Below are 14,429 nucleotides of genomic sequence, written 5' to 3' on the forward strand. Positions count from 1 at the left end.
CATTTATTCTAACTAGTAGGTAAAACTTCCAAAATCCCAAGAATTTTCCCTAACTGTACATTTATCGATATACGCCATTTCAATGGGCTCACCCGTAGTACGAGCGAGCAGAGCAACAGATACTACTGTTTCAAATAGCGGATGCTCGTGAGAGATGGCAATTCTTCCCATTCCATCTCCACAAGCGTTAGGCAAGTCCTCCATAAAAATAAAAAACACGCCTTTTTCACTCTCGGTATAAGTGGTAAACGAAGATGTATGCCCAGATACTCTCGTTACTTTCGCTTTTATGGGAACAAGGTTTCCAGCAAAACACCAATTCGAAAAGCAAGCCAACAACACTAAGAAAAACACTTTCATAACAGTCTTGATTACCTTTAATTTATTATTTACCCGGAATTCAGCTACTCGATAAATAACATTTTTACCAAGCTAGCTACTTTGTATAATTTACCAACTCGCATTGACAGCCACCGCACACAACTGTATAAAACACTGTATAAGCATGACAGGAGGTCGCTATGCCTAAGCCCCGTAAAATGCAAGTGTGTTTAGATGCCACACCCTACTACCATTGCACCTCTCGATGTGTGCGCCGCGCTTTTTTGTGCGGGGTAGACAAAATAACTGGCGCCAATTATGAGCATCGTAGGCAGTGGGTAGAGGAACGTATCCATTTACTTAGCCAAGTATTCTGCATAGATATTTGCGCCTACGCCGTTATGTCTAACCACTTACACATTGTTTTACACATCAACGCAGCGAAAGCAGAGCAATTATCCTTTAGTGATATTGCAGACCGCTGGCATGCCATTTACAAGGGCACGCTACTTACTCAAAAATTTGCTGCTGGCCTACCTTTAAGTAAAGTTGAGTTAGACGCCGTAGCCGAAAAGCTAGAGCAATGGCGCGAGCAACTTACGAGTATTAGCTGGTTTATGCGGGCATTAAACGAACCTATTGCGCGACAGGCAAACGCCGAAGACCACTGCACTGGAAGCTTTTGGGAATCGCGCTTTAGTTCGCAAGCGTTATTGGATGAGAAAGCGCTAGCTGCATGCTTGGCTTATGTAGACTTGAATCCCGTCCGTGCGAAAATGGCCGATACGCCAGAAAACTCCGATTTTACCTCTATAAAACTTCGCGCTGAGCAATTAAAAGAGAAGAAATCTCAACCTAATTGCCTTTACCCTTTTGTAGGTAACCCGAGGGAACCAATGCCACAAGGTTTACCTTTTAAGCTTAATGACTACTTAAATTTAGTTGATTGGACCGGTCGTATTTTACGTAAAAATAAATGCGGCACCATCGACAAAAACTTGCCGCCTATTTTACACCGAATAGGCATAGAGGCCAACGAATGGCTTACATTAACTGCACAATTCGAGCAGAAAACATCTACTTTTGCGGGCGCGGAAAACAAAATAAGAATAGCGGCCGAATTACTTGGTTATAAAAAGCCTCCCGGAATCGCTAACGCGAAAGCTTTATTCGCTTAAACACAGCTACAACTACTTTCTTTCGATCTCCTTGAGGCTCCCGCTCGCCTTAAATCTGGCTAAACAGCCAGTATTCAGGGGTATTGGACATTCAAAATCTAAACTTAACAAAAAGATAAAACTAACGAAAATTAAAACAGGCACTAATTAAATTTCTTTAACTAGTGCCTGTCTCGATTATTCTTTCTGTCTCGATTATTCTTTCTTTAACTAGTGCCTGCCCTATAAACAACAACAAAATTTCTTTAACTAGTGCCTGTCTCGATTATTTTATTTTATTTAACATCCTTTACTCAACAAGACTAACATTCCGCACTAACGCAATACCCGATATGCAGCGTTGATTAACCTGTACCGTAATCTTTTTCCCGGCTAATTTCGCGGCTAATAGCAAAGAATACTGATATTGCCCCGGCGCTCGAGAAAGATCTATAACGAAAGATTTATTGTAGTATGTGGAATCTCCAATACAATCAGGCTGCCAACTCATCCCATCGACCATTTTTACATGCACCCTGCCCGCGTAATCACTTTCACCATTATCATGCACCAACACTTCCGCAACATCGGCGTCTACCCATGCGTTTCCACTTTGAGCGAGGCAAGAAATACTCAACCCCATTAGTGCCACCAATATAATATATTTCATTTAAATCGTCTTACCTTAAAAAGTTAAAAGTAATATTCAGCATCGCTAATGCAATTTAGCCGTTGATCTTCAAGGTGATCTAAGTGCCTGTCTTGATTATTTCCGATTCCTTGCCTATTCCTTGCCTGTCTTGATTATTCCTTCTATTGTTTTTAGTCGAGTGCCTGTCTTGATTACTGTTGATTACTGTTGCGTGTCCAGCTTTGTGAAAAAATTTTTAGCCACAATCAAAGGCACCTTCTCCTTAACCACACGCCCCCTCGACATCTCACTCTCATCCAATTTAAAAGTTACGATATATCGATCGATATACTTGTCGTTTTTTGATTTCAAATCGTAATAAACAAGCGTAACTGTCTGAAGCATATCCGAAGGCTGAAAAGGAAACACCCCCTCTTCAACCAGCTCTACGCTATAAATTTTTGCTTCCACATTTGAACTGGAACCCTCCTCAATCAATGTTAACCCAGCATTAATATAGGCTTCGAACTCTCGACCATCATTACTTTCGTAATGACACCCCACAATAAAAAAAAACGATAATATTAAAATGAAACTTTTCATATAAAATAATCACCACTGTTCATATTTAACACTATATTGAGTAAATGTATCTCCCAACCCCTGAAAAGTTGTATCCTCTAATCTTTTCCCTGTTGGAACAACAGTAGATTTCCCCCTATCCCAGTCATAAATATCCCACCAAAGATGAGTAACACTTCCACTAACTTTTGGTATTCCACCACTGTCTAAATCTATCGTAAGATTCACTTGAGTTTGTAAAGTAGTGGTCCCAGCAGTGTAATACCAGTCCTCACTAACTGAGGCTCCATCAATATGCGAGCTATACACGCCGGCATAACTCGCAGAATCACCAGGAGCTAAAGAATTAATTATATTTTCAACTTCGTAATAGAACACATCAATATTATGATCAATTCCTCTCAGGACACCAAATTCAGTCCAAAGCTCAGACTCTCCACTATAAACAACAGCTGCTCCATTACCATCTAAATAATGATTAAATGCCTTTCGAGCATTAGGATAGTCGTTAAACCAACCACCAACATTCATTGCAACCCTATAATAAGCTCGCTTGGCCGTCCGTCCCGCCCCCCCCTCAGCATTAAACAAATGCCCAAGAGCCGCAGTAATCGCTCCATTAGCAAACTTTCCACCGCTAATCCTAGATGTGGTACCACCAACTAGAGCGGCAATTGAAGTACGTGCAAATACATTTCCAAAATTTGGTCCAATGCTTCCCATTACACCTTTGGTCAAGCCAGCGCTAATAAAACCGTGCCCAAATTTTCCGCCCTGTAAATCAGCAGTTACACCACCAATTACTGCATGAGCAGTTATTTGCTTTGCAATTTGCGACCCTCTAAGCAGGTTGCCCCCAAACGAATGAAATGCGGAGTTAGCTCGACCAAACATTGTTATGGACATATCATTCAATGCTTCGTTCGTTCTACCTAACGCGTTGAAATGATTGCCCACAGCATGAAATGCGATACTCGACCAAGCTGAAACAATTCCCGCACCTATTGCATCGCCGGGGCTCGCTCCAGCAGCATATGCCTGTAAGGTTGTCATAACTGCCACCACTGCAATCTGAATAGCTATATGCACTTCCATTGCAGTCATAACAATCGCTGCCAACGTTACTGCAAAATAACCACTAGGGTCCGTCGCATTCAGCGGGTTATTCATTACATAACTATACCTATTCAGCGATTGCGTATTATCCGGAGCTTGAACATGTGGGTCAGCCTGCAAAAAACGCCCCAAACGAGGATAGTAAATACGACCATTCATATGGATAACGCCAACCGAATCTAGCATCTCGTGGCCGGTAAAACCTTTAGGTGTTATAGAGCTATTAAATAAAGCAGCGGCAGATAAACTCAAGTTTTCCAGGCTGTCCGCCGAGCGCCGAAAGCCCCAAGCATCAAAACTCATTAAGCTAGTAGCAGTGCCGCTTGCATCTAAAATGATATCAGTCGAGCCCAAATGATCTTTTAATATGTAGTGAACATCTACCGTACTAACTAGTGAAGACTGCCCGTCTGATGTAATTTCATTACCATCTGCATCGGTATAATAGGTATGTAATGTACCTCCCATTAAGTGCCTTCGCCATTTAATATTTCCGTTAGCAAGTTTTACTTTTTCTACGTTCCCTAAGTACCACGTTTCCTCTGTACTTAAGACAGCCCCTCCTGCACTTTTTTTCTCATCTTTGCGGTAATAGCGCTTACGATCTGGGCCATATGAAAAATTGATTTCAGTCTGCCCCTTCGTGATTTTGCTTACCATATCGTAGGTGGTGTAGTCGAATACTCTCGCCCCGTCTCCCAGCATATTCCCGTTGGCATCGTAACGATAATTAATTGTGCCATTTGATTCGATTGTAGAAGTAACCGCATTAGGACCCGCTCTCATCCCACCCGACAACAAATCGTATTTATATGTGCCTACATCCTGCTTGTACGTAATATTACCTCGGAAATCATATTTGACATCATGAGTGCGGTCGCTCGATGGGCACGTGTAGTCTGGGGCATGATGAATGCCGTATTGATAATCAGTATTTTGAAGCAGATCGGTTTTTACCAGACGATTTAAACGATCGTAACAATAGCTTTCACGCCAATGACTTTCTGTACCGAGAGCACCGCTAGTATTGTAGCGCCGAATTAAATTACCTACATCATCCCACTTATATGTAATACTTTGAGCATACATACCCGAATTCGCAGATTGCGAATTGAGTAGACCCGACGCGACATTATAGGACTTATTAATAGTTACCAAATTTGCCAGTTTAGCCTGCTCAAGTTGACCCCTTGCATCCATTTGAGTTACTTCATAGAGCAATGCATTGTCTTCTATGTTGTAAATTTGCGTTAAGAAACCATCTTCGTTGTATTCATTCCTAACGCCACTTTCAATAGCTTCACCATTCCTTAGTACAAAATCCCCCAGAGCATTGTATTGAGCCAATACACGACCATTAGTGTAATCGTACTTTGTGCGAGTCTCATAAATATCACCATCACCAATCTGCTGGGTAGTAGACACCTGCTGCCCAAACTCGTCATACAACGTTTTAACAAGATAATCAGTGGGATCACCGGGTTCATATAAGCGCCCTTTGGTGTATACAACAGCAGTAGGTTTTAGCAGCGCGTTATCAACCTTCTGCATACCTAAATTGTCATATTCATCGTAATACCACCGAGTATTACCTTCGATTGTGCTATCGGCAAAATAATCTACACGTGAGACTGGGCGACCAAGCAAATCATACTGATTAGAGACATATGTATTGTTAGCGCTAGTTTGCCTAATTAATTCACCAAATGCGTTATATGCATACTGCCAAAAGCCTTTGTTCGGATCCCACATGGCAGTTTTTCGACCCAAGCCATCGTAACAAATTACCACCTGGAAATCGGAGGTAGGCTGACGACATAAGCCCTCAATGGTGCCGTATGAGATCTCAATATCACCGGCATTATTTGGACCTTGACCTGCAGACAACAACTCTGTAGATAATAACTCTCCCTTAACACCGTACTCATAAATAAGGGTTGACCCAATAGTATCCTGTATACTTTTTAGCTCTCCGGCTGCGTTTTTCACTTCAATTTTGTGTTGATTTAGTGCATTTATATATGTCGTAGTGTTACCAGAATAAGATAACCTTGTTGTTGCACCACCAGGCTCCAACACCAAGGTCGCGCGCCCCATTAAGTCGAAGTAAGTTCTCGTCCAGTAACCAGGGCCTTCATCTGCAAAATACGGATTACTTACCCGAACCAAGCGCCCAAGAACATCGTATTGTTTATCTACATTGACATAACCGTTTAAGCCTAACGTAGTAGTTCGCACCTCTCTTCCAGCGATATCCATAAAAGAAGCGGCTTTAACTTTGCTATAACCTGCACCATTATCATAATTAAGCACTACAGTTTTAGCCGAGGAAGGACAAGCAATAGGCGAACTATTACAATTTTTGTATTGGGTTGCAGTCCACCTTCCCAAGCTAACAATCTCCTCTCTTGTTTCACGCCCCCAAACATCGTAATACTTTAACGTATTAACACCGTTGATCCCTTTTATTGATTTTGGCGCCCCGTATTCATTCCGAGATTCTACAATATCAAACTCATGCCCCAATGGGTCTCGCACACTTTCAACAAATCGACCTGTTGAATCAAAGCGTGTGACAGTTTCTCGCACCTCAAGCTCATCTGAAAACCCATTCCAACCACTTACAGCTTTAGTGCTGACATTCCCAAGGCCATCATATTCGTACGTAGTGGTCAAAATTTCACTAATTAACGCCTCCTCCCCTTCTTGATAAGGCAAGGATGTTTCTGATTTAAGTAAACCAGGATGCCCAAGGCCATCAGACGACGTGTAATAATCGAACTCTACAAACTCAGTTTTAGTTTCTCCATTTCTATCATGAGTGACCGTTGATTTTGTAAGTCGTCCCAAGTCACCAAAACTAAATGTTTCGCCATGTAAATTAAAGGTCCTGCCTGTGCCATACTCATTTAGCGTAGTTGTTGTAATATGGACATCTTCTCCAATCAGATGCTGCACCGAACTTGTTGGGTTATTATTAATATCAACGTCATTTAGTGTTACCGTTTGATTTGCTATTTTTTGTAGCGAACTTGCAGCAGTAAACTGCGGGCAGTCTCCCTGAGTATTAGATGTGCATTCATAAAGAGCATTAACTCCTTCACTCAAACTCACAACGCTTAGATTTTGATTCGGGCCCGATTGAGTCTCGTAAGTTAACTGATAAGTCGCACTTAGATATGGGACGATTGGTCCCAACACCTGCGTACCAGACGTTTTAGCGCTTACACCTACACTAGTTTTAGAAATTTTTGCTGCTCCTGCGCCAGCGCTAAATTTCTTAGAACTATAGACGTTATAGGCTTCACTCAACACACCGCCATCAGGAGCGTATACAATTGTCGAGAGTGGACTGCCAATATAGGGGAAATCTTGACGGTATGTGGTAGCGGTTTCTATACCAGTTTGCTCATCTTTGGTGACTAAGCGGTGAAAACCAAGAAAGCCCCGACCACCGGCTTGCATTTTAGCTTCACCATAAAAATATGAAACTGCAGCACGGCTATATTGATCGATACTACGAATACCTTTGTTTCCTGATGGGGATAGAGGATCATTCGTTATCTGAACACTTGGTGCAGGAGAGCTTACTTGTGTAACGACATAATAAGGTGCTGCGTACTGTAAAATAGGAGCAGCCGTTTGAATCTTATTTTGAGTCTCAATATTTAGCCCCTCATTAACCGCCCTATAAAAATCCTCCACCTCATCGACATCAAACGTATTACAAACTCTATAAGTACCAGTCTGCCATGAGTCCACTACACAGCTCAAAAACTCCTCTTCTTCGACCGCAGTTTTAAGATTCAACGCCGAATAATTGCCAGAAGTACTAATAGGTTCATAAGTGACATTCGTTACCGCCCCAGCGTTATCTATTGATTTTATAGACTCAAAGCTTTCATGCGAGCTTTCAAAATAATGAATAGAAAGCCTTTCATCATAAAATGTGATTAAATCAGTATGCGAATCACCGTTGACATCTGAAAAGACATAATTAGCCCCCCCTTTCCATATAACCTTTTGTTTCGATTCGCTAACGAATTGATCTGCTGTTCTATCCCAATGATAGACATTAAATTTGGTAGTAGAGTCAGATTTAGACTCGCTAACTAGATCCAATAACCCGTCACCATTAACGTCTAAAAGCCTAATAACCTTATCTTCAGGTAGTGCAAGTATGGAATCCGGATCGGAATTAAATCCAACCCCTCTGCTAAGGTATACTTCAACTTGCCCATTGTTATGATACAAAACATCAGTCAGCCCATCCGCATTGATATCTCCAACCGATATGCCGGACTCAGGAAAATAATCCGAGTCTTCATGATCATAATCGCCAGAGACTCTAACCCCTAAATCTAACCATGATTCAAAGCCACTATCTGTGGCTACTACAATTTGTAGTTTCTCGCGCATATAAGAAACGTCTAGTATTTTTCCATTACTTTCTCGGCGCTCTTGACGCTCAATGTAGTCACCGACTAACAAATCAAGCCTGCCGTCTCCATTAAAATCACCAAAGCCATGAAATCGAAATTCTTGATCATCAGTAAGATAGGACGCACCATATGGACAACTCCAGCACACTAAGGGCATATCATCCCGTCGCTCTAAGCGCTCAACTCCCGAATAGACAAGTTCCTCCCCGTTGGGTTTGAACCTATAGTAGCGATCCGAAGTTATTTCTTCTTCTGGATTTTGCTCCATTAGATATACACGACTTTCTGTTAGTGCATCGGTAAGACCGTCACCATTCACATCAATAAAAATTGCTTCTTTATCAAGGATACCCGTGTGAATTGAATTTGAAGATAACCTCCAGTTACCATTTTTTGACGGTTTTGCTAAATGAATATTCCACCCCTTAGCCCCTCTTGACCGATAAATAGCAACGTCCGCATGGCCATCGGCATTATAGTCGAGCGATTGCAAACCTACGAAGGACCGCTCGTTTTCATCAAACTCTACAACCATGCCGTCAAGATCTCCATTCTCGTCGACAAATCCTTGCTTTGTTAACGTACCAAATACTGAGATTGCGTAATGAAGCTCGTGATCGTAATTTTTACCTATGACATCAGAAGAGTTATTGGTCAACACCAACCAAGCAACATCCAATTCTCCGTCGCCATTTATATCTATTGGTTGAAACTGTGTTGTAGGACTGATGCTCGATCCTAGCCTCAAATCGATATCTGGGCTACCGCCAGCCTGAGCCAGCAAATCACCATCGACGACCCCCCAAGAAAACTTGGTTGCCTCCTTGCACGAAGTACCAACACATTCTTGAATCGCTGTGACTAATGAGCGGTCTTTCTCTGCTACAGGGGATGTGTCTCGGTTATAATAGATATGATAGTTGCGAACATTTTTGTTACTAGTTACATTATTATCAACATTAACGCTGCTTAGTCGAACACTTCGCTCTGTGTATATTCCGGCTAAATACCCCTTTTGCACATCGGGCCGTCCTTCGTACCCGAAACTAATTACTGTATTCGCAGCTCCCCCTGAACCAAAAGCATACTCTATGCGATCGACCCTAAAATTATTTCCATTCTCTTGTATGTAATAATACTTAATTGCATTACCGATGCTATCTTCTGAACGAGATAGCCCCCAAGTTAGAACCTTTCCTCCGGGAAATATTTGAGATGCTTGAGAATCGATAAACTCATTTGGCACACGACCAAAATATTGAATCGTTCCATCTTTTTTTACTGCCGTAAAATAACTACCAGAAGAGCTGGCGTTACCGTGTAAAGTAACAACAACCTGAGAATCTATTTCTGTTCTGTATTTTGAACCCGACTCACCATATACTCCGCTAATTTTTAGAAGCCTCATTCCATCGAAACAAAAGCGATCTTCATTGGTAAATGTTAACGGCCTAGATACACCATCAATAAATTTAGTTTGACGACAGCGAGTTATAGCCGATGAAGCATTTAGGCTCCAACCAGTCCCCATAATCCCATTCGCAGCTTGACTAGAATAAGAAAAAGAAACAGAAGGGGTTACACCTGCCGTACCGGCCGGCGTAAACACCGAGATAGTGTAAGTAGCGGCACCAGTTTCACTTACCTTGAATTCACCACCTAATGTTCCAAATGCGTTTGCAGTACGCGTATTTACAGATAACATCTCATCAATTGAATTAGCCGTATAATAACCTTCATCCACCACCCCGCCAGAATTACTATAAATCACATCAACAACATACCCACCAACTCCAGATAACAACACCAAATCCATGCGGCCATCAAGGTTGTAGTCCTGTAACGCAATTGTGTTTCTTCTATCAGAAGGATCGAAGCGTGTTTCTGTATCGATGTTAGCTACAATAAACTGAGGGAACCCGATTTCTGTCTGCAGTGCAGTTAACGCAGGCTCACCTGCTTGATAACCACGGATAAAGTAGTCTTCCTCTCGATCTCCATTCATATCGCCAGAGAAGTAATCTGCGTTCAATGTTGCCCGAGTAAAACTACCCAAATACCCTTCATCTAAATCTAGAAGTTCCGGCTGGGAGTAACCAAAGTTAGATGGCAAACGATTTAGAACAAAACTTGGGGGACCTTGGATATTGAGCGGAATTGATATATCACCTGCAATAAGAACAAATACATCCCTACCGTAAAAGTAAATGTCTCCGCTTACCCCATCGCCATTAAAATCTCCGTAATAAATATCGTAGTCTGAGAGGTCTAATCTTTCGTCTGGGCTATCATCTAGCGGAATATCTACCTTTACGACAGTGGATTGAAAATCGTTTTGAGCATTTGAATCGGTTGCGGAACAAATCGTTCTGGGATATGAGAGCCCACCACTGGTTGTCTCCATATAATCTGAGCAGACTTTTAAAATGTACTTGTATGTTCCGTTCTCACTTTTAAATATTGAGTAATTAAGCGTGCCTTTTGATAATTCAGGAACAATTAGTATCTCTTCGCTGAAGACTGGATCATTTGCAACCAAATCGGCCCTGGCCTCGTAGAGGCTAAGCGTTTTCTTTTCATCGGTATCTTCATTTTCTACCCAAGCAGCCGGATCAATCACTAGGTTAAAGCTTCCGTCATAGCTATGGGTCTCATCACTACTTAAATACCCTGCAAACACAGGAGTACAAATAGCGCAAAGCGCAGTTAAAACAGTAATGCGCACAAAAGCGCCCAATTGCTTTTTAGTGAATGCAATCATCTTTGGCCTTTACGGGTAGAAGCGAATTTAGAGGTTAATCACGGAGACAAGCGGAAAATAGAAGTGCGAATTCCTTTGCAATATGCATGCGTCCCAGCGCGCGGCGATATTACCAGTCAAATCCGTCGCGCTCAACAAACCAACGCCACCAACTTAATAAATAGACACAAAAACCAAACTTATAAACTAGTAACAAGCCAAATAAACCAGACTAAATTACCAGAAATAAATATGCATTAATAACAGATACCACTAGCACAACAGGTAAATTAATCTGGCAACTTGGTTTGCATGCAACCCAAGTTTATGCAGCACACACATGACATAAAGATTAACCGCCCCACAAATAGCAGCGCCACAATAACGACATAAACGCCAAAGCAGCCGCATAACTTACAGTCCCACACGAATTTGGAAAAACTAGAATATTTTTATTTAGCCAACTGTTTTCACCCTATAATGCCCCCCACTTTAACTAGGAGTTAACACAACAATGAATAAATACACGTGTAAATTAATTTTCATTTTCTGTGCAGTTGTTTGCTTACCTGTTGTAGCCAACACCACATGTACCGGCACAGTACAATTTGCCGGTTTAAACCCCGCTTCAGGGCTGCTGCTAGTAAATTACGGCTACGGGGTGCAATATCATTGCAAGGTGGGTGAAACATGGAACGATGTACCGGCAGAATCCTGTCGGGCTTTTTACAGTATGCTGCTTTCTGCACAGCTAGCGGGTAAGCGACTACAAGCAAGTTACAATGACGATTTCACCTGTTCACGAGAAAACCTAGGTGATAACGAACCGACTAAGCACGTGCTGTATAGGGCGATTATTGTGGATTGATATTTTTCACCTGCAGCCTAAGGTTTTTAACATTGGGTTTGAAATATTTGTAGGTTGCGAGGCAAATAATTTTTGAAAGTGCTCGAGGGGGTAAGGCAGTGCCATTTAACTGGGCTTACCAGATGGCGGCACTGCCTTATCTGGCCTACGGGCTGCAGGCCTGACAAGTGTGGTTAACTAACTAATTTAGCTAACACGACGCGTTGTGTAACCAAACCAAACAACACCATCAAGAAAAGAAAAACAACACCATCCATTCTGCCGCTACCGCTCGAAGCAGGTTCACTGCCGCCAGAGCTAGAACTTGAAGATGAACTAGAAGAGCTTGAGGAAGAGCTACTCGAAGAAGTGGATGAGCTAGAAGAACTAGAGGTTGTACTGTTTGAAGAACTAGACGAGCTGCTACTTGCGTTTTGATCTTGCGTGTATGCGTATAGCACTATATCCCAAATGGAATAGCCCCAATCATTACCCGCGCTTCTTTCGGTTGCGTTTATTCGCAGGTGTGAGTAGCTGCCAGTGAGTGATAGCTCATCGGCGCGGTCGCCAAAGGTGCCATTCGTTACGCTTGCGAGTACTGTCCAATTTTCGCCATCGTTAGAGCCTTCTAGGGTGTACGCTTTTGCGTTTGCGGCTTCCCAGTTTATGAGTATGGAGTGCAAATCTACGGCTGTGCCTAAATCTAACTCTAGCCACGTAGCCTCTATACCGTGGCGCGATTCCCAGCGGGTTGCGTAGTCGCCATCGATTGCTCTGCTCGCAACACTAAGTGAACTGCTCGCAGTGGCGGCTACAGGGGTAAGTATCTCGGTACCTTCGGGGGGCGGCAGTGCAACAAACTGCACTTCTATTTCGTGGTCGCCTTGTATATTGTCGAACGTATATTCGGCAACAGGGCCAACGCTTACGCCATCGATAAACACATCGCCAATAGCATGGGTTACATTTGCAGTAATTGTAAAGTGGCTACTGTAACCGCTTACGGTTTTTACTGTAGGCCCAGGAGGGTTTATTGAACCACCAGCATTGGTAACAACCGTTGTTGAGTACAAGGTGGAATGCTCGGTAAGCACTATATTTTTAAACAACAACTCACCGTTACCCAGTGCTGCAGTGCCGGATTGAAACGCTATAACCGCATCGTTAAAGGTTTGTTCTGACGTGAAGTTTAAACTTACGAATTGCCATGCGTCTGCATTTGCAACCACAACTTCTTGATCTAATATACCCTGCGAGGCTTCGGCACTAGCCGCCACAAATGCACGAAAGGCGCGGCCGGCAGTATTGGATCGCACATCAAACGCTAAGGTATATTCTTTACCGGCTGTGATGTTTTGCCCTGCTTGGTAAATCATAGGGTCTGATGCATTTTCGCCGAAAGCGCTTGTTTCAAACGCAATGGCTCCGCTATTTTGCGCTGCATTGGCAAGCGTGGCGGTAGCATTTACTGTGCTTAACACCCACGATGTGCTGGGCTCACCTTGCAATGCAGCGGGTGTTGTTTCATCACAGCTTGCGTAGTCGTTAGCATTGGTAGCTGTGCAGTAGCCTACGTAATCCACTTCTAATGTTGCGAGCGATAAATTGGGGTCGATAGTACCACCTAGATTCCCGCCAACGGCCAAGTTGAGTAGTACAAACATTTTCTCTTTGTACTGCGGGCACGAAGACACATCAAACGAGGTAATCAGGCTGCCATCTATAAAAAAGCTAATGTTATTTGCATCCCACTCCATGGCATAGTTATGCCAATTTAGTACATCACTGCCGCCATTTGGGTAAACGTAATCGTGCCTATCGCCGCAGTTATTAGCATTAAAGAAGTTTATGATGTAAATATTAGGGCCGTTCGAAAACCACTCCCACACATCTATTTCACCGGCACCGGGGTTGGGCCATTGCTCGTAATCATCATCGTATTTACGCGGGGTTTCGGATATGCGGTTTTCGAGCATCCAAAATGCCGGCCACGTGCCGCCCTCTAGGTTGTGGAAGCGAATGCGGGATTCTATACGGCCATACAAGAACTCTTGTTTATCTTTGCTGTTTAATCGCCCTGATGTCCATGTTTTGTTTTGGCCACCTAGGCCTGCACACTCGACGGATTGCTTTCTTGCTATTATTTTTAGCGTACCGTCAGATACGTCGTAGTTTTTATTAGCGGATGTTTCATCTGCGGTATAACACTGCACTTCGTTGTTATAATTTGCTTCTACTTGGGCTGTCCAGTTGGTCCAATCTACGCTATCCCCATCGAATGTATCTATCCACTGTCTCTCCCACCCTGCCCACACGGGCAGAGATAGGCTTAACCCTATTATTAAACTGAATACTTTTTTCATGGCACACCTTTATTGATAATATTATTTATTTTTATGGATACAAATTAGATAAGTCCCTAACTCACAGGCTTTTTTATTCAAGTAAGGGAAGGGTATAGTAACTAAGAAAGGAATTCGTTCTGCTAAAGGAAAAACACGTAGGGATAATCCTGAGGCGTGTTCACCTACAATAATAAAGTGGAACACACAGCAATTAGCCGAGTGCCACTTTTATTTATTCGCGTAGAAAA

At 42.7% G+C, this 14,429-nt stretch carries 7 protein-coding genes; 2 read left to right on the top strand and 5 right to left on the bottom strand.

The window, feature by feature from the left end:
• Positions 1-12: 12 nt before the first annotated feature.
• On the bottom strand, positions 13-360 hold the full coding sequence (locus SDE_RS15795) for a hypothetical protein (RefSeq protein WP_011469489.1): 348 nt from the start codon (positions 358-360) through the stop codon (positions 13-15).
• A gap of 161 nt (positions 361-521) precedes the next feature.
• On the opposite strand from SDE_RS15795, the gene SDE_RS15800 reads away from it, so the two are divergent.
• Positions 522-1,499, top strand: a complete 978-nt coding sequence (locus SDE_RS15800; protein WP_011469490.1) for a transposase — start codon at positions 522-524, stop codon at positions 1,497-1,499.
• Between the two features lie 289 nt (positions 1,500-1,788).
• Here the strand turns inward: SDE_RS15800 and SDE_RS15805 are convergent, their stop codons facing one another.
• The 3 genes from SDE_RS15805 to SDE_RS15815 all read right to left on the bottom strand — a co-directional run bounded on the left by SDE_RS15805 (position 1,789) and on the right by SDE_RS15815 (position 11,010).
• The gene (locus tag SDE_RS15805; RefSeq protein WP_011469491.1) at positions 1,789-2,148 is read right to left on the bottom strand and encodes a hypothetical protein; all 360 of its coding nucleotides are present in this window, start codon (positions 2,146-2,148) and stop codon (positions 1,789-1,791) included.
• A gap of 183 nt (positions 2,149-2,331) precedes the next feature.
• Entirely contained in the window at positions 2,332-2,712 is a 381-nt protein-coding gene (locus SDE_RS15810; RefSeq protein WP_011469492.1) for a hypothetical protein, read from the bottom strand.
• Between the two features lie 9 nt (positions 2,713-2,721).
• Positions 2,722-11,010 (bottom strand): FG-GAP-like repeat-containing protein, encoded by an 8,289-nt coding sequence (locus SDE_RS15815; RefSeq protein WP_011469493.1) that lies wholly within the window; start codon positions 11,008-11,010, stop codon positions 2,722-2,724.
• A gap of 493 nt (positions 11,011-11,503) precedes the next feature.
• Here SDE_RS15815 and SDE_RS15820 point away from each other — a divergent pair, with 493 nt between their 5' ends.
• Positions 11,504-11,857: a hypothetical protein gene (locus tag SDE_RS15820; RefSeq protein WP_041324795.1), complete on the top strand. Its 354-nt coding sequence runs from the start codon at positions 11,504-11,506 to the stop codon at positions 11,855-11,857.
• 173 nt (positions 11,858-12,030) lie between these two features.
• Here SDE_RS15820 and SDE_RS21490 read toward each other — a convergent pair whose 3' ends face one another.
• Entirely contained in the window at positions 12,031-14,199 is a 2,169-nt protein-coding gene (locus tag SDE_RS21490; protein WP_011469494.1) for a family 16 glycosylhydrolase, read from the bottom strand.
• Positions 14,200-14,429: the final 230 nt, after the last annotated feature.

Source organism: Saccharophagus degradans 2-40 (assembly GCF_000013665.1).
Lineage (GTDB): Bacteria > Pseudomonadota > Gammaproteobacteria > Pseudomonadales > Cellvibrionaceae > Saccharophagus > Saccharophagus degradans.